The 22,617-nt window shown below is 46.8% G+C and carries 16 protein-coding genes and 10 tRNA genes; 25 read left to right on the top strand and 1 reads right to left on the bottom strand.

The window, feature by feature from the left end; genetic code table 11:
• Positions 1–114 precede the first annotated feature (114 nt).
• From EDM52_RS22190 to rocF, 11 genes are all read left to right on the top strand, one after another.
• Positions 115–190 (top strand) — tRNA-Asn (locus EDM52_RS22190).
• 7 nt (positions 191–197) lie between these two features.
• Positions 198–273, top strand: a tRNA-Thr gene (locus tag EDM52_RS22185).
• 7 nt (positions 274–280) lie between these two features.
• A tRNA-Glu gene (locus tag EDM52_RS22180) sits at positions 281–357 on the top strand.
• Between the two features lie 84 nt (positions 358–441).
• Positions 442–517: transfer RNA gene (locus EDM52_RS22175), tRNA-Val, on the top strand.
• A gap of 16 nt (positions 518–533) precedes the next feature.
• Positions 534–618, top strand: a tRNA-Tyr gene (locus EDM52_RS22170).
• Between the two features lie 21 nt (positions 619–639).
• Positions 640–714 (top strand) — tRNA-Gln (locus EDM52_RS22165).
• 9 nt (positions 715–723) lie between these two features.
• A tRNA-Lys gene (locus EDM52_RS22160) sits at positions 724–799 on the top strand.
• Between the two features lie 26 nt (positions 800–825).
• A tRNA-Arg gene (locus tag EDM52_RS22155) sits at positions 826–899 on the top strand.
• 36 nt (positions 900–935) lie between these two features.
• Positions 936–1,012, top strand: a tRNA-Pro gene (locus tag EDM52_RS22150).
• A gap of 20 nt (positions 1,013–1,032) precedes the next feature.
• Positions 1,033–1,106: transfer RNA gene (locus tag EDM52_RS22145), tRNA-Gly, on the top strand.
• Between the two features lie 140 nt (positions 1,107–1,246).
• Complete coding sequence (gene rocF / locus EDM52_RS22140; RefSeq protein ID WP_122911099.1) at positions 1,247–2,143, top strand: arginase; 897 nt, start codon at positions 1,247–1,249, stop codon at positions 2,141–2,143.
• A gap of 129 nt (positions 2,144–2,272) precedes the next feature.
• On the opposite strand, the gene EDM52_RS22135 is transcribed toward rocF, so the two are convergent.
• A complete protein-coding gene (locus EDM52_RS22135) occupies positions 2,273–2,422 on the bottom strand; it encodes an aspartyl-phosphate phosphatase Spo0E family protein (RefSeq protein WP_122911098.1) in 150 nt (49 codons plus the stop codon).
• A gap of 181 nt (positions 2,423–2,603) precedes the next feature.
• On the opposite strand from EDM52_RS22135, the gene sigW reads away from it, so the two are divergent.
• From sigW to EDM52_RS22065, 14 genes are all read left to right on the top strand, one after another.
• A complete protein-coding gene (sigW, locus tag EDM52_RS22130) occupies positions 2,604–3,167 on the top strand; it encodes an RNA polymerase sigma factor SigW (RefSeq protein WP_122911097.1) in 564 nt (187 codons plus the stop codon).
• A gap of 16 nt (positions 3,168–3,183) precedes the next feature.
• Entirely contained in the window at positions 3,184–3,807 is a 624-nt protein-coding gene (locus tag EDM52_RS22125; protein WP_122911096.1) for a zf-HC2 domain-containing protein, read from the top strand.
• A 107-nt stretch (positions 3,808–3,914) separates the two neighbouring features.
• Positions 3,915–4,733: a diadenylate cyclase CdaA gene (gene cdaA / locus EDM52_RS22120; RefSeq protein ID WP_122911095.1), complete on the top strand. Its 819-nt coding sequence runs from the start codon at positions 3,915–3,917 to the stop codon at positions 4,731–4,733.
• Positions 4,726–5,973, top strand: coding sequence for a CdaR family protein (locus tag EDM52_RS22115; protein WP_122911094.1), 1,248 nt, complete (start codon positions 4,726–4,728; stop codon positions 5,971–5,973). Before cdaA ends, EDM52_RS22115 begins: the two co-directional genes overlap by 8 nt.
• A 43-nt stretch (positions 5,974–6,016) precedes the next feature.
• On the top strand, positions 6,017–7,363 hold the full coding sequence (glmM, locus tag EDM52_RS22110; RefSeq protein ID WP_122911093.1) for a phosphoglucosamine mutase: 1,347 nt from the start codon (positions 6,017–6,019) through the stop codon (positions 7,361–7,363).
• Positions 7,364–7,825: 462 nt separating this feature from the next.
• Positions 7,826–9,664: a glutamine--fructose-6-phosphate transaminase (isomerizing) gene (gene glmS, locus EDM52_RS22105; protein ID WP_122911092.1), complete on the top strand. Its 1,839-nt coding sequence runs from the start codon at positions 7,826–7,828 to the stop codon at positions 9,662–9,664.
• Between the two features lie 244 nt (positions 9,665–9,908).
• Positions 9,909–10,733, top strand: a complete 825-nt coding sequence (locus EDM52_RS22100) for a TnsA endonuclease N-terminal domain-containing protein (protein ID WP_122911091.1) — start codon at positions 9,909–9,911, stop codon at positions 10,731–10,733.
• Between the two features lie 5 nt (positions 10,734–10,738).
• A complete protein-coding gene (locus EDM52_RS22095) occupies positions 10,739–12,934 on the top strand; it encodes a Mu transposase C-terminal domain-containing protein (protein WP_122911090.1) in 2,196 nt (731 codons plus the stop codon).
• On the top strand, positions 12,931–14,607 hold the full coding sequence (locus EDM52_RS22090) for an ATP-binding protein (RefSeq protein WP_245997289.1): 1,677 nt from the start codon (positions 12,931–12,933) through the stop codon (positions 14,605–14,607). Before EDM52_RS22095 ends, EDM52_RS22090 begins: the two co-directional genes overlap by 4 nt.
• Positions 14,608–14,620: 13 nt before the next feature.
• Positions 14,621–16,396: a TnsD family Tn7-like transposition protein gene (locus EDM52_RS22085; protein ID WP_122911089.1), complete on the top strand. Its 1,776-nt coding sequence runs from the start codon at positions 14,621–14,623 to the stop codon at positions 16,394–16,396.
• On the top strand, positions 16,384–17,994 hold the full coding sequence (locus EDM52_RS22080; protein ID WP_122911088.1) for a Tn7-like element transposition protein TnsE: 1,611 nt from the start codon (positions 16,384–16,386) through the stop codon (positions 17,992–17,994). Before EDM52_RS22085 ends, EDM52_RS22080 begins: the two co-directional genes overlap by 13 nt.
• Positions 17,995–18,091: 97 nt before the next feature.
• The gene (locus EDM52_RS22075) at positions 18,092–19,678 is read left to right on the top strand and encodes a restriction endonuclease subunit S (protein WP_183185284.1); all 1,587 of its coding nucleotides are present in this window, start codon (positions 18,092–18,094) and stop codon (positions 19,676–19,678) included.
• A gap of 15 nt (positions 19,679–19,693) precedes the next feature.
• Positions 19,694–21,217, top strand: coding sequence for a class I SAM-dependent DNA methyltransferase (locus EDM52_RS22070; RefSeq protein WP_122911087.1), 1,524 nt, complete (start codon positions 19,694–19,696; stop codon positions 21,215–21,217).
• On the top strand, positions 21,207–22,601 hold the full coding sequence (locus EDM52_RS22065) for a restriction endonuclease subunit S (protein ID WP_122911086.1): 1,395 nt from the start codon (positions 21,207–21,209) through the stop codon (positions 22,599–22,601). Before EDM52_RS22070 ends, EDM52_RS22065 begins: the two co-directional genes overlap by 11 nt.
• Positions 22,602–22,617: the final 16 nt, after the last annotated feature.

The raw sequence follows: 22,617 nt of genomic DNA, 5'->3' as shown, positions 1-22,617 counted from the left end.
GTGTGGAAGCGTGGTAACACGTGGAGCTGACGAATACTAATCGGTCGAGGACTTATCCACATGCTTTAGCAATCATGCAGATCCAGTTTTGAAGGAACAAGGTTCTTTCATTATTCCTCGGTAGCTCAGTTGGTAGAGCAATCGGCTGTTAACCGATCGGTCGGCGGTTCGAGTCCGTCCCGAGGAGCCATAATCTTGCTCCTGTAGCTCAGTCGGTAGAGCGTTTCCATGGTAAGGAAGAGGTCGCAGGTTCGATTCCTGTCGGGAGCACCAGTATAATGGCCCGTTGGTGAAGCGGTTTAACACAGCAGCCTTTCACGCTGTCATTCAGGGGTTCGAATCCCCTACGGGTCACCATAATCTAACACCCCACAAAGTGAAGTGAATGCGTTGCAGCAACACCGGGTACTTTGCGGGGGCCCCAACAGTATTTGGGGTTAGGGAGGCTTAGCTCAGCTGGGAGAGCATCTGCCTTACAAGCAGAGGGTCGGCGGTTCGATCCCGTCAGCCTCCACCATTTATAATAAAAAGCTGGGGAGATAGCGAAGTGGCTAAACGCGGCAGACTGTAAATCTGCTCCCTCTGGGTTCGGCGGTTCGAATCCGTCTCTCCCCACCAGTTTAAAAATCAAATGTCTGTTGGGGTATAGCCAAGCGGTAAGGCAACGGACTTTGACTCCGTCATTCCTAGGTTCAAATCCTAGTACCCCAGCCATTTTTGCACGAGCCATTAGCTCAGTTGGTAGAGCATCTGACTTTTAATCAGAGGGTCGAAGGTTCGAGTCCTTCATGGCTCACCAGTTTTCACCTTAGAACCGAATAACATGTGCCCTTAGCTCAGCTGGATAGAGCGTTTGACTACGAATCAAAAGGTCGGGAGTTCGAATCTCTCAGGGCACGCTTCTTCTTTTTTGAAGAGAATGGTTGTGTTTATGTCGGGAAGTAGCTCAGCTTGGTAGAGTACTTGGCTTGGGACCAAGGGGTCGCAGGTTCGAATCCTGTCTTCCCGACCATTTTTTAACCTCATTATGATGCGGGTGTAGTTCAATGGTAGAACCCCAGCCTTCCAAGCTGGTCGCGTGGGTTCGATTCCCATCACCCGCTCCATCTGATTGCGTAAAGCAGGTAACCAATGGGTTGCCTGTTTTTTTATGCAAATAGTTGTCGAGTTGAGTCAATTCCTTCAAAGCGGCTACAATAACAGGGAACAGAAAGTTTCGCAGCTGCCAAGGGAAGGGGTCATATTCATGAACAAGAACATTAGCATAGTGGGTGTCCCAATGGATTTAGGGGCTGATCGTCGCGGAGTGGATATGGGGCCAAGTGCCATTCGTTATGCGGGCGTAGTGGCTCGCTTGGAAATGATGGGCATGCATATAGAAGATAAAGGGGATATTCATGTTAATCGTCCCCATCGGTATACAGAAACAGAAAATCACAAGTATCTGGATGAAGTTGTGGAAGCCAATACGAAACTGGCCAATGTTGTAAGCGATATCATGCAGGAGGGACGTTTTCCTCTGGTTTTGGGCGGGGACCACAGTATTGCGCTTGGAACTATCGGAGGAGTAGCGAAAAATGTGAATGACCTGGGTGTGATCTGGTTTGATGCCCACGGAGACTTGAATACAGGTGAAACGTCTCCATCAGGAAACATTCATGGTATGCCTCTAGCTGCAAGCCTGGGATACGGGCATGAACGGCTCGTTGGAATTGCTGGTTTCTCTCCGAAAATAAAACCGGAGAATGTTGTCATTATAGGCGCTAGATCATTGGACGAGGGTGAGCGTGAGCTGATCAAGCGTCTTGGCATCAAAGTGTTTACCATGCACGAGATTGACAAGCTGGGGATGGCACGGGTAATGGATGAAGCCATTTCGCATGTGTCGAAGCATACAAAAGGTGTGCATCTCAGTCTCGACCTGGATGGACTCGATCCGCATGATGCTCCGGGTGTGGGGACTCCAGTAATAGGTGGTATTTCTTACCGTGAAGGGCATTTGGCCATGGAAATGCTGGCTGAAGCAAACATTTTATGCTCGGCAGAATTCGTAGAAGTCAATCCCATTCTCGACCAACAAAATATGACAGCACGCGTTGCAGTAGCATTGATGAGTTCAGCGTTTGGCGATAAATTGTTATAATAAGATAGACATACGAAAAAAGAGAGGGATACACCCTCTCTTTCTTGTTACTCCTTATTATGCAGCCTTAATCATGTACAATTTTTTACATTTTCGAACCTTTACATTGTGGGAAGAAAGCAGTACATTCTAAGGGCGGAGTTGGAGCTTGTTTAGTAAATGGTCCAATTGAACACTTAACTCAACTAGTTCTGGGGTAATGGATGATTGTTCCCTATAACGGTCGTTCAGTTCCTTGCGCAACTGCTCGATCTGGAGGAGAACATCTTTATTCGTCATCTGTCCCACTCTCCTTATCTGCATCAGATTGTGTATGGGTCATCACCATTACTATATGGGGGAAGAAGCCCCCCTTATACCTGTATTTCCCACTAAATAACCCGTACAAACATGCAAAAAAATACGAAACCATATGCTGTATCGTCCGTATTAAGGAGTACGGTATTGCGGGGAGGATCGCATGGATTTTGTAGAAAAGCGGTTGACCCAGCGCGCAAAGCGGGGGGACCGTGAGGCGTTTGCTGAGTTGATTGAGATATATAAAGACAAGATATTTCAGCTCGCGTATCGCATGGTGGGTAATCGCCAGGATGCCGAGGATATTGCGCAGGAGACTTTTTTGCGCGTATATGCCAATTTGCATACGTATGATGAAAGCTATAAATTTTCAACGTGGATCTACCGGATTGCGACCAATTTGTGTATTGATCGCGGACGTAAAAAACGACCTGACTTTTCGTTGGATGAAGAAGTAGACCCTGGTCAGGGGCTTGACTGGTACTCCCGCTTGTCTTCTAGCGAACGAACACCGGAAGACAAGGTCATAACGCAGGAGTTGCAAGAGACTGTGCAGGACGCATTATCCCATTTGCAGCCCAAATATCGTTCGATCATGATATTGCGCTACATTGAGGATTTGTCTTTGCAGGAAATCAGTGACATTGTAAAGCTGCCGATCACGACGATTAAAACACGGATTCATCGTGGACGGGAAGCTCTGCGCAGTAAGTTGCGATTGATGTGAGAAAGGAGTAAATAAGATGGAATGCCGCGAAATGGTTGTCCTCATTCACGAATGTTTAGATGGTGATACTGACGAGCTAACGAATCAGTCTTTGCAAACTCATATGAAGACATGTTCAACCTGCCGTCAGCATATGCATGAATTGCAACGTGTCATCGCTTTTGTTCAAAGCGCTTCGCATATCCATGTGTCTTCTGACTTTACGGCACGCGTTCTCGCGCAATTGCCAGCTCCGACCAAGAAGAGCCTGTTTTCCTCCTGGCTGCGGAACCATCCGTTTCTTACCGCTGCGGCTGTCTTTTTCATCTTGATGGCAGGCAGTTTAAGTGCGAATTGGTTTGACCGAAATGATATTTTGCAGGTTTCGTCGTCAAATATGGATAAACTAAAAATAGATCGTGAACGCAATGTTGTGGTGGTGCCAGCCGGAACCAGCATTGATGGGGACTTGGTGGTTCGCAATGGCAACGTAGAAGTGCAAGGAGAGGTACGGGGCAATGTCGTGGCGATAGAAGGGAAAGTATTCGTGGCATCGACAGCCCAGGTAGTGGGAAACACTGAATCCATCGAAGCCATTGTGGATTGGATTTGGTATGAGGTGAAAAATATTGGAAATGACTTGCTTCCCGTCATGCGATAGGAGAAAATAGAGAGTACGGAATCACCAGCACGGCATGCGCAGCCGTGCTTTTTCCACAGGTGACAGACTGCCTGCATTGAGATGGAGCGGGATATGGGGGCTTCGCTATGATATCGATGGATTACGGGGATTTGCTACGGTATGGAACGGATATATTACTCGTTACATACGTGATATATAAACTGATTATGCTCATCCGAGGGACGCGAGCGGTACAATTGCTCAAAGGGGTCATGCTGATTATCATCACCTGGCTGCTCAGCAAATACTTCCAGCTGACGACGCTGCACTGGCTGATGTCGCAAGCATTCACGTTCGGGGTGTTGGCTGTGGTGATCATCTTTCAGCCGGAGCTGCGTCGCGCGCTGGAACAGCTGGGCCGCGGCAAGCTGTTTTCACGTTCAAGTGGAACACAGGATGAGGATAGCGTCAGTCGTTTGGTGCAGGAAGTGTGCAAATCTGTCACTTACATGGCGAAGAGGCGAATTGGTGCGCTCATTGTCATCGAACGGGAAACAGGTCTTAATGATTACGTTGAAACTGGAATCGGAATCAATGGACGTGTCAGCTCGGAATTATTAATTAATATTTTCATCCCGAATACACCCCTGCATGACGGGGCAGTGATCATGCGCAAGGACGTTATTTTGGCTGCAGCCTGTTATTTACCTCTGTCTGAGAACAACTCCATCTCGAAAGAACTGGGGACTCGCCACCGTGCCGCAATCGGTTTGAGTGAGGTGTCAGACGGCCTCTCGATCATCGTATCAGAGGAGACTGGACAGGTGTCCTTCGCGGCAAACGGAGACATGAATCGCAACTTGACGGAGGCCCAACTGGCAGAGATGCTGACAGAGAAGCTCCAGCCGCTGTCCAAAGGGAAATCCATGAGTAGTCGTTGGCAATGGAGGCGAAAACATGGATAAATGGTTAAATAGTCATTGGTTTGCTCGGGCAGTCGCCCTACTTTTGGCCGTTATGATGTGGATGGTCGTGAACTTGGAGACAGAGCCCACATCGAGCATTGACGGAAACCAGCCCGTTTTTATTGACGGTGTAAATTTGCATGTCAAATACGACACGGATCAATTCCAGGTCGTAAAGCAGCAGCGAACGGTGCAAGTGGCCCTGCAAAGCAACAACCCGTTTTATCGGCACAATTTTTTTCCGTCCGATTCATGGGAAGTATATGTAGATGCAACGGGTTTGGGCAAAGGGACGCATAAAGTACCGGTTCAGTACAAAGGCTTTCCAGATGAAGTGAAGGTCGGGATCATCCCCAATATGGTGGAAATCACGCTGGAAGAAAAGAAGACGGTGGAGCGTGAAGTGAACGTCGAAATGCTCGGACAGGTGGCACCCGGATATTCCGCAGGAGAACCGATCGTCAAGCCGTTTCGAGCCCTCGTACGCGTGCCGGAAAGCCAGGTAGATACCGTGGCGGCCGTCAAGGCATCCGTGGATCTGGAGGGGGCTACATCGCCGATTAAGACGACAGTCCCATTGAAAGTAGTGGACAAGTCAGGCAATGTCATTCAAGGAGCAGATGTCGTTCCACTAACCGTAGAAGTGAACATTCCAGTCACGAGTCCGTTCGTAAAAGTGCCACTGAAAATAAACTTGACGAACGAAATGCCGAATGGCTATAGTTTGGCTAGTGTGGATAGCAGTGTGGACGAAGTGACCGTATATGGCCCGAAAGAAGTGGTGGATGCATTGAAATCAAGCACCTACACAGGGCCAAGCATTGACCTGAGCAACCTTACCTCAGATCGAGTTTTGGAGTTAAAGCTGCCGCTCATGGAGAACATCGTGAAGGTGGAACCGGAGTATTTGAAGGTGTCGTTGAAAGTGGTTCCATCCACGACAAAACGTTTGGAGAAGATCCCGATCCGGATCAGCGGTTTATCGGAGAGCATGCAAGCAAAGGTGCTTTCCACTGACGGTGAAGAAATTTCAACAGTAGACTTTGATATTATTGGTGCAGCTGAGGTGCTGGATCAATTCAGGCAGGAAGATTTGCAAATCGTGGCAGATGTAAGCAATATGCCGGCTGGTGTGTATGAGGTGGCGCTGAACTACATCTTTAACCAGTCCGATTACATCAAACAAGCTTCGAATGCGCCGAAGCAGGTCACAGTGGAAATCACGAACAAGCAAAGGTAAACATAAGCTGTTGTGTGCACAAGGAAGGAAATGAGGGACAAACATGGGGAAGTATTTCGGAACTGACGGTGTGCGCGGCGTGGCTAATACGCAGTTGACACCAGAACTGGCATTTAAAATCGGTCGTGTAGGCGGGTATGCTCTGACAAGGCACAAACTGGAAGGGAAACCAAAAGTGGTGATCGGGCGCGACACGCGCATTTCCGGACAGATGTTGGAAAGTGCTCTGTTGGCTGGCCTGCTGTCGGTCGGAGCGGAAGTAGTCAGACTGGGGGTCATTTCCACTTCTGGAGTTGCGTATCTCACACGCGCGTTGGGTGCGGATGCGGGGGTTATGATTTCCGCCTCGCACAATCCGTTTCCGGATAACGGAATCAAGTTCTTCGGCAGCAATGGCTTTAAACTGTCGGATGTCATGGAAGCAGAAATCGAACAATACCTGGATGCTACAGAGGACACTTTGCCTCGTCCGACTGGTGAACAGATCGGAACGGTACTGGAGTTCCTGGAGGGTGGACAAAAATACCTGTCTCACCTGAAAAGTACGGTTTCTGAGCGCTTTGACGGCTTGAAGGTTGTACTGGATTGCGCCAATGGAGCAGTCTCTTCCCTGGCAGCTCGTCTGTTTGCAGACGTAGAGGCAGAAGTCATCACCATCGGGGCAAATCCGAATGGCGTAAACATCAACGAAAATTGTGGTTCCACACATCCGGAGCGCTTGCAGGAGGAAGTGGTGAAGCACAAGGCGGATCTGGGTCTTTCCTTTGACGGGGACGCTGACCGCTGCATCGCTGTCGATGAAAACGGCGAGATCGTGGATGGGGACTACATCATGGCTATTTGTGCCCGTGCGATGAAAGCAAAAGGGAAGCTAAACAACAATACGGTGGTCACCACTGTGATGGCGAACATGGGCTTTTTCAAGGGCATGGAGGAATGCGCCATCAACACGACAAAAACGGCTGTAGGAGACCGTTACGTCGTCGAGGAAATGATTCGTGGCGGATACAACCTTGGAGGCGAGCAATCGGGTCACATCGTCTTTTTGGACTACAATACCACAGGAGACGGATTGTTGACTGGACTGCAGCTGCTCAATATCATCAAGGAATCCGGCCAATCTTTGTCCGAGCTGAAGCAAGTGATGGTCAAGTATCCACAGCTCTTGATCAACGTACGCGTAAAGGATAAGTCCAAGCTCGCTGGCAATACAGCGATCGAACAAGCGATTCGCGAGGTCGAGGAAGAGCTGGCAGGCAATGGCCGCGTGTTGGTAAGGCCGTCTGGAACCGAGCCGATCGTTCGCGTGATGGCAGAAGGACCTGATGAGAGTCAGCTGGAAGGCTTGGTCAATCGGATCGTGGACGTTGTCAAACAAGAGCTCGTGTGAATATAAAAGCAAGGGGGTGGTGAACAGCCACTCCCTTATCTATAAATAATAATGGGAATATTTGGATTGTTGTTTCGCAGGCATTGTGGTAAAGTGTATGTGTATGATCATCATATGCAATCGGGTAAAGGAGGCGAGGACAGAAGAAGAGAGCGTGTGTTAAAACGAATAACTGTTGTAAAGCGCCAGCACTGTGACTGCCCGACATGGAGCATAGTGGACGAGGTGGAGGTTTATCGAGGAATTCGGCGGGTACCTCCCGGCAGCCGTATCACTGCCGCGGAGCGCAGGGACAAAACATCTGAGTGATCGGATGGACAAAATCCTGCGCCTGATACGTTTTGGTCATTGTCTGAATAGAATGGAGCACCATTTAAAAATACACTGGAATGGCGGGGGCACACCCCCGTACCATTGGCATTGGGTTGTGTCCCCGTCAATATGGAAGGGGATCACTTACTTATGTGCGGAATCGTTGGATATATTGGAGATAAATCAGCGCAAGAGGTTATTATCGGGGGACTGCGTAAGCTGGAGTATCGCGGTTATGACTCCGCAGGGATTGCTGTATTGAACGAGCAGGGTCTGCAAATGGATAAAGCACAGGGCCGTCTCGCTGTCCTGGAGGATCGTTTGGAGTCTCATCCATTGGGAGGCTTTGTTGGGATCGGGCACACACGTTGGGCGACACACGGAAAGCCGTCTGACGAGAATTCCCACCCTCACCTGGATGAAAAGGGCGATTTTGCCGTTGTGCACAACGGGATCATCGAAAACTTCATGCCGATCAAGGAAGAGCTGTTGGCAAAAGGCTACACATTTACTTCCGAGACCGATACAGAAGTCATTGCCCATCTGCTGGCTGACATGTACGACGGAGATATTGTCTCCACTGCTCGTAAAGCTGTGCAGCGGATGCGCGGTGCCTATGCGCTCGGGATCATGACCAAGCATGAGCCAGATAAGCTGGTGGCGATTCGCCTGGCGAGTCCTCTCGTAGTAGGGATTGGTGACGGAGAAAGCTTTATCGGGTCGGATATTCCGGCAATTCTGGAGCATACACGCGATGTGTACATTTTGAATGAAGGCGAAATGGCCGTATTGACGCGCGATGGCGTGGAGCTTTTGGACGTGGAGACAGGAAAGAAAGTGGAGCGGGATGTTTTCCATGTCGAATGGGATCTGGTACAAGCGGAAAAAGGCGGATATGATTCGTTCATGCTCAAGGAAATCTACGAGCAGCCGCAAGCTGTTCGCGATACCATGGGACCTCGCATCGACCAAGCGCAAAAACGCATCGTGCTGCCTGAGTTGAAAATGAGCGATGCCGAGCTGGCGACCTATGATCGGATTTACATCGTAGCATGCGGTACTTCCATGCACGCGGGTCTAGTCGGTAAAGACGTCATCGAAAAATGGACGCGTGTACCTGTCGAAGTGGCCGTAGCATCGGAGTTCCGTTATCGCGATCCAATCTACACGGATAAAACCTTGATGATCGTCATCAGCCAATCTGGAGAGACTGCAGATACTCTAGCAGCGCTTCGGGAAGCGAAGAAGAGCAATGTGAAGGTCATGGCCATCACCAACGTCGTCGGCAGCTCTGTGGCCCGTGAAGCAGATGAAGTTCTTTTCACATGGGCAGGTCCCGAGGTAGCCGTAGCGTCTACCAAGGCGTATACGTCCCAAGTGGTCACCCTGTATCTGTTTGCTCTGTATCTTGCAGAGGTAAAAGGTACATTGCCAGCGGACGAGGTTGCAAATGTCGTCGAGCATTTACAAGCCATCCCGGGCAAAATCGCTTCCATGCTGGAAGAATCCGAGGCAGCTCGTGTTCGTGAATTCGCAGAGAGCATCAGAGAAGTAAGCAGTGTCTTCTTCATCGGACGCAGCCTTGACTACGCGGTATCGCTGGAAGGCTCCCTGAAGCTGAAAGAGATCTCTTACATTCACTCCGAGGCTTACCCTGCTGGAGAACTAAAACACGGCACCCTTGCGCTAATCGAAGAAAATGTACCGGTCGTCGCACTGGCTACTCAACCGGACATCTTTGAAAAAATGGTGAGCAACATCGTCGAAGTCAAAGCTCGTGGCGGACATATCCTGGGCTTCGCTACGGAAGGCGACAAAGACCTGGCAAAAGCTGTGGATGAAGTGATTTACATGCCGTCCACCTTGCCCATGCTGACACCGATTCTGACCGTCATTCCATTGCAATTGCTCGCTTACTACGCTTCTGTCGCACGCGGCCTGGACGTGGATAAACCACGGAATTTGGCGAAGAGTGTGACGGTGGAGTAAGGGGAGATCCTACAGCATAGATTTTTGTCAAAAGAAAATAAAGTATTAGACTGAAAAATAAAGTATTAGACTAGGAAAATAAAGTTGTAGACTGAGAAAATAAAGTATTAGACTCACATTTCTGGCCATACTGCTACTAGGAGCTCTTTTACTGTCTACAGAATCGACATCCAGAACAATCAACATGACTCCATTTGGGGCTGCCTTCGGGTAGCCCTATTTTTATGTTCTTGGAGGTGACATCATGGCAAAACGAAAACGCGAGATCACGGAAGCAAAGATTGAAAGATTCATTAAAGAAGGAAGAGGCCAAGGGACGGGCAAGGAATACCTTCCTTGGCTTAGAATACAAGACGTTCCCTCGGAAGGCAGAGCAACTCGTGGACTTGGTTGGACGACTGGCCGAAGACATGAGTTACTTTCTGATATCGAACGCGATTATTGCTATCTGCTGGATTATTCCGATGATGTATCGGATATCCGCGAGCAGTTCCCTCTTCTTCCACTCGAAGAAACTTTGTTAATTGCAGAAAAAGTAGGCATTAGGCATCCAACAGATCCTAAAACCGGAATCCCGATTGTCATGACAACGGACTTCCTGATTACGTTCAAAGATAAAAACTATGCTAGAACGGTAAAACCTTCCTCCCAAATCGGTGATGAACGTACGATGGAAAAATTCGAAATTGAGAGGTTGTACTGGGAATCTCGACATATCGATTGGGGAATGATCACGGATCAAGACTTGCCTGAAGCATTGATTCGAAATATCGAATGGGTTCACAAAGAGTATCATAACGATGATATTTCCGAATTAGGTGTATTTGTCGTTCAGAATTTGCAGCGAATACTGGCATCTCGTTTGCAAGATGGAGAAACAATTGCTAGAGCCTGCTTAGCCTGCGATGAACAACTAGGATTGGAAGTAGGCACATCATTGGCGATGTTTCGTCATTTTATTGCTCGTAAAATATGGTCGGTCAATATGCATGAAAGAATTCAGCCGACGCTTTCAGCGAAGGACTTCATGGTTACCCTAGAAATCGAAAGGCTTGCGAAAGGCGGGTAAAAATCATGCAAACTCTGTTTGAAAATATGGTTGTTGAATGGAGATTACCCGACACTGAAGAGCGTTATATAGAGCGTATTTTATGGATCTCTCCTTCAAGAGATTTGCTTTTTAGCATTGCGATGCAAGATGATAAGGCGTTTCCAGTTATGAAAACTTTTACTGAGTATACAATCGGTTTTGAGTCCAATATATGCAGACAAATTGAATGGATCAACGACAGCATCCCTTTATTGGATTCCGGGATTGATAGCGAACATCTGTCTTTGCGAGATAAATCATGGGACGCAATTAAAGAAATTGTAGTGGATGAACCAGCGTGCTTCGATAAGAGGTTTCGAGGAGCACGAATTCGAGAAGCGCAAGAACGGACAGGGTTACACAAGAGCACGCTTTACCGTTATTTACGTAGATACTGGCAAGGTGGAAAGATGAAAAACGCTCTGCTGCCCCATTTCAATAATTGCGGGAGTTACGGAAATGATAGGAAACCAAAAGAGATAAAGCGTGGTCGTCCGAGAAAGTTTGAAGACGCGCCTGTAGGCATTAATATCGACGAGGAAACCAAGCAGTTACTTCGTTCCGGCATCCGATTATTTTATAACAACAAGGATAAAGCGCCGCTAAAGCATGCCTATCAAAAGACACTCGAGAAGTTCTTTGCATCCGGATTCAGACAAAACGAAAACGCTCTTGTACCCATTCTCCCTCCACCTGAAAAGTTACCTACATTCGGGCAGTACAAATACTGGTTTAAGAAAGAAATGGACTTAGAGAATTCGTTAAAAAGTCGACATGGAAAGAAAAGATTCGCGTTAGAGTATCGTCCGATTTTAGGAAGCTCCACCTTTGAAAGCTTCGGTCCCGGCTCCCGATTTCAGATTGACGCAACAGTAGCTGACGTTTACCTGGTTAGTGAGTATAGACGGGAGTGGATTATTGGCCGCCCGATTATATACATCGTAATCGATGTATTCAGCCGATACATTGCTGGAATTTATATTGGGTTAGAAGGTCCGAGTTGGATTGGAGCCATGATGGCGCTTGCCAATACGACGTCCGATAAGGTTCAGTTTTGCGCGCAATATGGCATCGCTATTGAGCCTGAAGAGTGGGTAAGCAGCCATTTGCCTCAGAAACTGACGGCTGACCGTGGAGAGCTTGAAGGCAATAAACCAAGTCATCTTATCGATGTATTGGGTGTGGACGTAGAAAACGCCCCTCCTTATCGTGCTGACTGGAAGGGAATCGTAGAACAACAATTCCGCTTAACCAACCTGCGAAGCATTCGATTCATTCCGGGAGCTATCAAAGAGCGATTTCGAGAACGAGGAGAGAGAGATTATCGCTTGGATGCGAAGTTAACCCTCCGTGAATTCACTAAGATCATGATTCAAAATGTTCTGTACCACAATAATCATCATCACATGCTCTGGTATGACCGAAATGAATTCATGGTTGCAGAAGATGTAACACCCATCCCGAGAGAGTTGTGGCGGTGGGGAATCATTAATCGGAATGGCCGACTCAAGAAACAGCCTGAGCATATTGTGAAGTTAAATTTGATGCTGCAAGGAGAAGCTACAGTAACTTCTGCGGGGATTCAATTTAAAGGTATGCATTACGGATGCGATCTGGCAATGCGCGAGCAATGGTTCGTTAAGGCACGTGCGGGAAAAACGTGGCGAGTTAAGGTGTGCTATGACCCTCGCTCGACGAATGAAATCTATCTGTGGCTGGATAATGGTCATCAGTTTGAGACATGTACGCTTCTTGAACGCGAAGAGCGATATCAAAATAAGAGATTCGAGGAAGTTGAAGATTTACTGGAAATCGAACGATATCAAGGACGACATCAAGAAACGAGCAATATGTACTCCAAAGTAGAGCTCGACGCCCAGCGGGAAGCTATTGTGAAAGAGGCAACCCAGAAGACGAACGAGGCCATTAAGCACAGCGAGGAAAGCAATAGTCAGCGCGTTAAGGGCTCAAGACAACGCCGGACGAACGAGAAACTATTAAATCGAGAACAAGAAGCGTTTCAGTTATCTGAGAAGGCTCAGCCTACGGAGCGTCCAAGCGATAATGTGGTCCCCTTGAAACGTGATAATCACAATGAGATGAAACAATCGTATATTCCGCCAGCGGATAAGCTATCGAAAATCAAAGCTTTTTTGAATGAAGAGGGTGATGACGAGTGAGCGAATTCGATGTTCCCTTATTTCATTTCAGCCGCGGCGAGTTTGTAGAGGCAGATTATCAAGATCCCCTTCTGGAGGATTATCGTGGTAATCCACTCTTAGAAGCCTTGCCGGCGATCTGGGACGATAAGACGGTCGTGAACAAACTGGCCTCCAAACCGATTTTCCAAGTATCCGAGCGAGATCTACCTGTCCATCTCCGACTTCATTGTGTTCAACGCATTTCTCGAGATTTTTTCCGGCCTTTATCCAGACATTTGGAATTGCAGAGTAGCATCTCCAGGTTGATTAGAGACGGTTATGTAGGGCGTAACCCACTTACCCCCAACTATGCATTCAGGGCTCGTAAAGACGCCTATGAACTCATTATGCAAGGAAACACAAGTGGGTATCCGGTGAATACACCCACTTCAGCTGGGTTCGCTTTAGTTGGAATATCCGGCATCGGCAAATCTAGCAGCTTGCTTCGCATTCTGCAGATGTATCCGCAAGTGATTTTGCATCGCAAATATCAAGCCCAAGATATGCCTGCACCGTATCAAATTGTATGGTTGAAGATGGATTGTCCACATGACGGCTCGATTAGAGGACTATGCCTGAACTTCCTTCTAGCGGTAGATAGCTTAGTCGGAACCAAGTATTACAAGAAAAACGCGACAAAGAATCCGGATGAATTGCTCCCTTTAATGGCTCAAGCCGCCGCTGTGCATTGCCTGGGAGTGCTTGTCATCGATGAAATTCAGAACCTGCAAGAGGCCAAGGATGATCGAGCGGCACAAATGCTTAACTTCTTTGTTCAATTGGTTAACACCATTGGCCTGCCAGTCATTCTGGTTGGAACGTATAAGGCTCTTCCTGCACTTAACGGAGAATTCAGGAATGCCCGGCGTAACAGTGGTCAGGGGGACGCCACATGGCACCACTTCAAGAAGGACGACGAATGGACGTGGTTACTGCAAGGATTATGGAAATACCAATGGACGAACAACAAAGTGGATTTAGACCAAACCTTCATCGATGTCATGTATGACGAGTCTCAAGGGATATCAGACATCGCGATTAAATTGTTCATGTTAACCCAATGGAGAGCACTTGATAAAGAAATTGATCATATTACACCGGAATTAATCCGTTCTGTAGCGAAGGATAGATTGACCCTCATTCGACCGGCTTTAGAAGCTTTGCGTTCAGGGAAGAAGAAACAAATTCAGAAGTTTGCCGACATCTACGACAGCGTGTCCATCGATGATTACTTGGACAGAATTGAAGCTGAACAACGGCAGGCCGAACGATTGGAAGTTATCCGTACAGAGCTTGGCTACGATGTGACCCAGCAAACGGTTAACGAGTTAAGTGCATGGCTTATTGATGCTGGAGTAGACCAGGCAATTGCTCTTCAGTCAGCGAAAGAAGTTACAAAAGCTCATTTGCACGAACTTGATCATGTGGATTTACATAAAGAAGCACTGAAGCATGCATTGGCTATTCAGAAGAAAAAACCGAAATCTGACAAGTCATCGGGGCTGCGTCAAAGAAGGAATCCGAAAATTGTACCCTCGGAACCAACAGATTTGCGTGTTATCGTATCTCAAGGAAAGAAGAAAAAGATGACCGCCTACGAATCGCTTAAGATTGCGGGATACATAAAAGATCCCTTAGAATTTCTCAGTTAAAGGTTGTGTGCAAATGATACGAGGTGACGTGCTTCCAATTCCATATCCGGATGAACTCCTCTATAGTGTCATTGCTCGATATCACCTACGAACCAACAACGAGAGTCCAAAATGGACTTTCAGGGAAATATACGGGACCGAGAACGTAATTCCAACAATTGATCTTCCGAGCCATCTAGAAGCATTAGCGAGAAGAAGCGAACTTCAAGGAATGAGTGCCGATGATTGGATCGACCGCCACACCTTCTTCCCGTATTACGCTCCATTTTTACCTAAGGAGCGCGCTAATCGCTTAAGAACATTAATGAAAAGCTCGGATGGATCGGGTATCCATGCTCTGGTAGGTATTACTGCAAGCACGATTGATAGAACCAATCGTTTGCGCTTTTGCCCTTCGTGTTACGAGCAAGATATTCAAAGGTATGGTGAACCCTACTGGCATCGAATTCATCAATTACCTGGCGTATATCTTTGTCATGTGCATCAAAGGATTTTACATGAAATCACGGCACCATTGTCTGATCGACATGGGTTAACTGTTTTACCGATTTCCAGACATATGTTTCGTTCGGTACCAATCATTGAATCTTTACCAAATAAATTAATCGATCGCCTAATGGGTATTGCAGATGATATTCAGATGCTCGTCCAGTTGGACGAGCCACCAGCTTTATATGATTCACGGGAGAAAATCCTTCCTAGACTAGCAGAGCAGGGATACGTGACGGCGGGAGAACATATTCGACAACAAAAACTGGAAGAACAGCTTGTCCGTTTTTATAGCCCCGAGCTATTAGAATTGCTCGAGAGCAATCTGGCGGATAGGGACTACTCTTGGTTGGCGATCTCAACAAGAAAAGTGCGTTGGGCCATTCATCCTTTGCGAAAACTACTTCTTATCCGCTATTTGTATGGTTCATTTGGCGATTTCCTAAATTGTGCGAAAGATAATGACGGGCCATTTGGTATTGGCCCTTGGCCATGTCTCAATAAAGCAGCTGAACACTATGAAGAGCTTGTTGTAACGCAATGCAACATTACTCGTTGCTCTGATACTGGACGCCCTGTCGGGACCTTCATGTGTTCGTGCGGCTTCTCCTATTCTCGGAGAGGGCCTGATAGTTCGGAAGAAGATAAGTTCCATCGAGGACGCATTAAGTCGTTTGGTCCCGTATGGGTAGGTAAACTTGAACAATGTATTCAAGAGGGGTTATCCTATCGCGCCGTCGCTAGAATTCTTGGGGTAGATACGAATACGGTGATCAAATATGCTCACACCGACATAGCTGAAACTGTTAAACAGCCGCATGAAAGGAGATCCCAAAAGGCAAGAAGGAATCTTTCCTCGCCCGTTTTAAGGAATGCACCCAAGATACGCGTTGATTGGGAAAAACGCGATTTGGAGCTAAGCTGGGAGGTTGAATCGGCGTGCAAATCTATTTTATCCGATCTCAACTCCAAGCCTATTCGGATTTCGATTGCTTTAATCGGCAAACGTATCGGCAAGTTAAGTTGGCTTGAGAAGCACGGCGATAAGCTTCCAGTAACAATGAGGATCATGTCAAACTATTTGGAATCGGTAACTCAGTTTCAGAAGCGCAGAGTACGCTGGGCAGCAGAACAACTGACAGGTGAATGGCCATTGAAACGGTGGAAAATTGAGAAACTTGCAGGGCTAAGACCGGATTATTCGCAAGAAGTATCCGATGAAATAGATCGTTGTATCGGTCAAAGCAGATTTATGTACACAGTCATATATTCAGAGGGGACATCTTCATGGCTGCAATGAAACTGAAATCTTGGCCATTTCCGGAGAACCAGGAGGCAGAGTTAGTTTGGTTTGGCTCTCCGTTTATGGATTACAAGGGGAACTGGCGCATTCGTGTGGCATTCAGAACGAGCGCCTCGGGGATAAAAATTGTTTCCTACCCTTGGGGCACGCTCCCCTATTTACGCATAGGTCAAATCTATTCGAATGGCGTTTATGATCAGGTCAGACCTATGAGCGGTTCAGCATTCCAATTTACGATGGATTCCCTAGATCAAGGGACAGTTACAAACAGTTTTAAGCTGCCTAAACGTCTAATCGATTTTGGCAAAAATCCAGAACTCGGACTGCAGAATATTATACATTATCGAACAAGTGGTCCAACGTATTGTATTCCAGTCATTGAATTAATCAGAGCAATGTTCATTAATTCGAGGTACTTAGCCTATTATGTGCTTCAACCGCATGGCTTGGATTTACTTGTTGATAATAGTTATTCTCAGGGGAGAATCCTTCATTTCGATATGAGCAATCGAGTTCCGGCCAAATTAGCTACCGACAATAATGCACGTCATTTATCATGGATACATACAGACTCGAGGATTAGATCTCTGTGGGATTCCGTTTATCAGAACATGTTCAGGCAAGCGGTTAAGAATTCGCCATTCAATCCTACTGAAGCATTTAAAAAGGGTATACCACTTGAAGTAAATCTGCCTACGATCGGCCCCATTCAATTGCATGTTCGAGGCGTTCAGTTTATGAATTATGTTTTGGTAAAAGAGATTCTGGCCATCGGCGGTTTTCGGCATCCGTCGGACGAGATCCTCTTTTGGCATCCTTCCAAGAAGAAGCGTGAATGGAGTTCAGGCGATAAATCCGTCAGAATCATATCCGGAGCCAAGGATAACGACTATGTACTGAATGATCAAAGCGACAATGCCAAAGAAGATATCAATCAGAATGTCCTTGAAACTTCACCTACGATCATGAAGTTCATTAATTCTCCTGCAATTAAGACTCGTCACCTAAATGTAAAACATTCAAATACTGGGACTGAGGTTATTGTTACCTCAGGGCGGGGCGGCAAACACACTGGAGCTAAAGAAGTCAGCACTCAAGATACAATGGTAGGTGGCGATACCCCTCCTATCGACTTTCAAACCTTGGAGACGATTCCTGCCAATGAAGCAATGGGTCTTGAGCTGTTCTTTCAGATGATTGAGATTTTAAAGAAGTCATTTCCAGTAAGCATAAGAATGTCGATCATCAGGGTGCCGCCCGGCAAGCGCTTCTCTGTATGTACGAATGGAGCCCGCAGGACTTGTGCTATTGTTCAGGTGACATACAGCGGCTCGACATTTTACGTTGTCGAAGTGGCAAGACCCGATGATTGGTCCGTATCGACACTCATTCTACGCTCATCAAATCAAATTGCTTTTAGAGCTGTTGAGCAAAACATTAAGCAGCTACTGGACGGACTAGTTCGTAAGAGCGGCCATTGGGATCAGAATTTCCTCATTCAATGTAGCGGAATGAATATAGAAAAGCTAAAGCATTATCAGAGCGACACTATACGTGATTGGGCGTTTAGACTTGCGGGCAAATTCATGTCCTAAAGAACCGACTTGGATAGGTTCTTTTTTTGGTATTGTAATACTAGATTTCGCTGTGGTATTATTTAGGTATAACTTCCTAGTGCTAGAGGGTGATTCATTGATTGACACGTTCTGGAATATTTGCTTGCTCCATGACATTAGCTCCCGGGATCAATTGCTTCGGGAAGCGGTCCGGGTTGTACAAACGAGAAGGATGCTGGAGCTTCAAGGAGCAGCGCATGCAACGGTCCTGGAGCCGGAAGTGTTGTTTCGATGGATGAAGGACCATATCGGAGAACGAGAGTTGGGACACTTTCCCGGAGATCGGGAATTATTCTATAGGTTGTACCAAGCTGGCAAGGACATGGACTTATTGGATTACGCCTTGCAGACGCTTCAGCAGGATCGTGTTACAGGCGGTATTATCGTTCATTCCGGGATTATGGAACGATTCAAAACGATGTGTGAACGCAACCACTACCGAACCCTGCTCATTACGGAAACTGAGAAATATTTACGTGGACTCGTGGAAACGCAAGTTTACAAGCATTCTTTTGCGATTACATTGCTGACAGAGAGTTACGTCATCGCTAAACTGCTGAAGACCTATTTTGATCCGTATCCTAACGTTCAAGTCATTCAAGGGTCGATTTATCAACCTTTGCCTCTGACAGAGAAATTCGACGCCATCTTATCCATTCCGAACTTCGGATTGAAAATGGACGAAGGCGACGATGCGACCATTAGAGACTCGGAAGGTGTGGCAGTGAATCATTTACTCCCCCTTTTGCAGGACGGAGGGAGAATTAGCGTCACGTTCCCTGCGCGTATGATGTTTCAATCGGGAAGTATCGCGAAATGGCGAGGACAGACGAACGAGTCGTTCCCTATCCAATCCATACATATGCTGCCGGATGGATTATTCCGGCCCTATACGTCAGTCAAGACTTACCAGATTGAATTCGGAAAATCACCTGCGGACGAAGTGCTTCTCGGCCAATTACAGCTTCAGAAAATGTCACTGGCAATAGAGCGAGAAATCGCGATCCATGCAGAGACATTCGCTCAGCTCGATAACTGGCGAATCGATGTGCTGCTGGATGAAGATCAAGACACGCTGCGTTCCTTCCAGCAGGCCCCTGTCCCTAAGGTGAAGCTACGGGATATTGCGGATATTTTCCGAGGGAAATCCATTCTGAAGCAGGATTTAAAAGCAGGAAACATCAAGGTGCTGAATATCTCCAACCTGGAAGACGGCGAGGTAAGCTTGGAACAGTTGGAGACTATTGACGAGGAAGAGCGGAAGGTTAAGCGCTATGAGATTCTTCCGGGCGATCTCGTCATGGCTTGCCGTGGTACGGTGAATAAGCTCGCCATTTTTCCGGAATCAGAGAGCACGGTCATTGCTTCTGCCAACATCATCGTCATACGGTTAAAGTCATCGATCTTAAGCGGATTTGCGAAAATATTTCTAGAAAGTCCGGTTGGAACGACGCTTATTCAGAGCTTCCAACGCGGTACAACGGTAATGAATTTGAATCCTGCTGATGTTGCAGAAATCGAAATACCACTCCTCTCTAAAGAGGAACAGATGGTTCGTATTAATCGATATGTGGAAGAGAAAGAACGCTTCAAGGCGGCTGTTCGTAATGCAACGGCTCGTTGGGAGCAAGTGAAGAACAAGCTTTACAGTGAACTATACTGAGGAGGAACTTAGGATATGGCAACAGCTAACCTGGGGTTTGAAGAGAAATTATGGAGCATGGCCGATAAGCTGCGCGGCAGCATGGATGCTGCAGAATATAAACATGTAGTGTTGGGCCTGCTTTTCCTTAAATACGTATCGGATGCTTTTGAAGAGAAGTACACGGCCCTACAAAATGAGCCCTATGCGGATCCGGAAGATCGGGATGAATATGTTGCTGCTAACATCTTCTGGGTGCCGAAGGACGCTCGTTGGAGCAATATCAAAAACAATGCCAAGAAACCGGAAATCGGGCAGATCATCGACCAAGCGATGATCGACATCGAGAAAGAAAACCCTTCGCTCAAAGGGGTCTTGCCAAAGGATTATGCTAGACCCGCACTAGATAAAACGAGACTTGGTGAAGTCATTGACTTGTTTTCATTCAAAGTTGGCGATGAAAATAGCCGTTCCAAAGACGTGCTCGGCCGGGTTTATGAATATTTCCTTAGCAAGTTTGCCAGCGCGGAAGGTAAGAATGGCGGCGAGTTCTATACGCCTAACAGTGTCGTCCGGTTGCTGGTTGAGATGATCGAGCCGTTCAAAGGCCGGGTTTATGACCCTTGCTGTGGCTCCGGGGGAATGTTCGTTCAGAGTGAGAAGTTCGTCGAAGAACATCAAGGCAAGCTTGGCGATATCGCGGTATATGGCCAAGAGTCGAACCCGACGACATGGAAGCTGTGCAAAATGAACTTGGCGATCCGTGGTCTCGACAGCAACTTGGGTGAGCATCATGCGGATACGTTCCATAACGATCTGCATAAGAACCTGAAGGCGGATTACATTCTGGCGAATCCCCCATTCAATATCAGCGATTGGGGCGGTGCTAGGCTGACAGAAGACGCACGGTGGTCTTACGGTATTCCTCCTGCCGGAAATGCCAACTATGCTTGGATTCAACACATGGTAAATAAGCTTGCTCCGAGCGGCGTTGCCGGCTTCGTTTTGGCCAACGGTTCGATGTCTACGAGCACGACAGCCGAATTCGAAATTCGGAGCAAGCTGGTCAATGCGGATTTGGTGGATTGCATCGTGGCGCTGCCAGGGCAGTTGTTCTATTCGACGCAAATACCGGTCTGCCTCTGGTTTATGGCAAAGAACAAGGCTCCTAAAGGACTGCGTGACCGCCGCGGTGAAATCCTGTTCATCGATGCCCGCAAAATGGGACAAATGGTCGATCGCACGCACCGTGAATTGACCTCGGAAGATATCAAGAAAATTACGGATACATATCACGCTTGGCGCGGTCAGTCTGAAGCCGGGGCATATGAAGACTTGAAAGGCTTCTGCAAAGCGGCGAAACTTGCGGAAGTGCAGGAGCATGAATATATTTTGACTCCGGGACGGTATGTTGGGATTGAAGATGTCGAGGAAGATAGCGAGCCTTTTGAGGACAAAATGGTTCGGCTGACATCGGAGTTGGCAGAGCAGTTCACCAAATCGCGGCATTTGGAAGCCGAGATTCGCAAGCAGCTAGGAGGGATTGGGTTTGAGTTTTAAAGATACATTGGTAGGACAAATCCCTAGTGATTGGTCAATCTTTTCGGTGGGGGAACTTGTGAATGAAGGAGTTCTTTTCAAGCCATTAGATGGAAACCACGGAGGAATACACCCAAAAGGGAGTGATTTTGTTACAACTGGAATCCCTTTTATTATGGCTTCAGACATAAACAATGGATCGTTATCATTTAATGAATGTAAGTTTATTACGGAATTGCAAGCTAATCAGCTTCGAAAAGGATTTGCAATAGAAGGTGATGTTTTAATCACTCATAAAGCAACAATTGGTAGGGTTGCTCTGGTAAAGAAAAATCCTTATAAATTCATCATGTTAACTCCTCAAGTTACTTACTATAGAGTCGCTAACAAAAAAAAGCTTGATAATAAATTCCTAAAATTTTACTTCGAGTATCATAATTTTAAAAATTTATTGTATCTTTGGTCGGGAGCAGGCTCAACCAGAAGTTATATTGGTATTACTGAGCAATTAAAATTGCCTGTCGTCGTACCTCCTATCGAAGAACAATGGTCTATTTCAAATATTCTCTATAGCCTTGATGAAAAGATTGAACTCAACAACGCCATCAACAAAAACCTTGAAGAAATGGCCCAAGCCCTTTTCAAACGCTGGTTTGTGGATTTTGAGTTTCCGAATGAAAACGGAGAACCGTATAAGACCAGCGGCGGTGAGTTTGAGGAAAGTGAGCTAGGGTTGATTCCTAAGGGCTGGAGAGTCGGATTACTATCTGAACTTGGGGAAGTTGTTGGTGGAGCAACTCCTTCAAAGAATAAGGAAGAATATTATACAACTCAGGGAATTCCGTGGATAACACCCAAAGATCTTTCGATAAATAAGAATAAATATATTTCGCGAGGTCAAATTGATATAACGGAAGATGGGTTTAAGAATTCAAGTACGAAGTTAGTTCCAAAAGGCACGATTCTTTTTAGTTCTAGAGCTCCAATCGGATATATTGCAATTTCAAAAAATGAAATGACTACAAATCAAGGGTTTAAATCACTAATTCCTTTTAAGCACATTGGCACAGAGTTTCTCTATTATGTGTTGAAATTCAATACTGAGATGATTGAAAGCAGAGCATCTGGTTCAACGTTTAAAGAGATTTCTGGTAGTGAGATGAAGCGAATCCCTGTACTTATTCCGATATCTAGGGTTATTGAACAATTCAACGAGGTTGTTGAACCACTTGGGAAATTGGTTGAGAAATGCGAGTCGGAAAATGATTCTCTCATACTCCTTCGCGACTCCCTCCTACCCAAACTCATGTCAGGCGAAATTAGAGTACCACTAGAGCAAGAATATGTAGGCACTGCCAGTCTGCCAATGGCAGCAGAAAACAAGGCGCAATACTCCACTACCTAACCGAAGGAGGTGCACC

Origin of the sequence: Brevibacillus invocatus (assembly GCF_003710915.1) — a bacterium.
GTDB classification, from domain to species: Bacteria; Bacillota; Bacilli; order Brevibacillales; family Brevibacillaceae; genus Brevibacillus; species Brevibacillus invocatus.
This window is presented reverse-complemented; position numbering and strand designations above follow the sequence as displayed.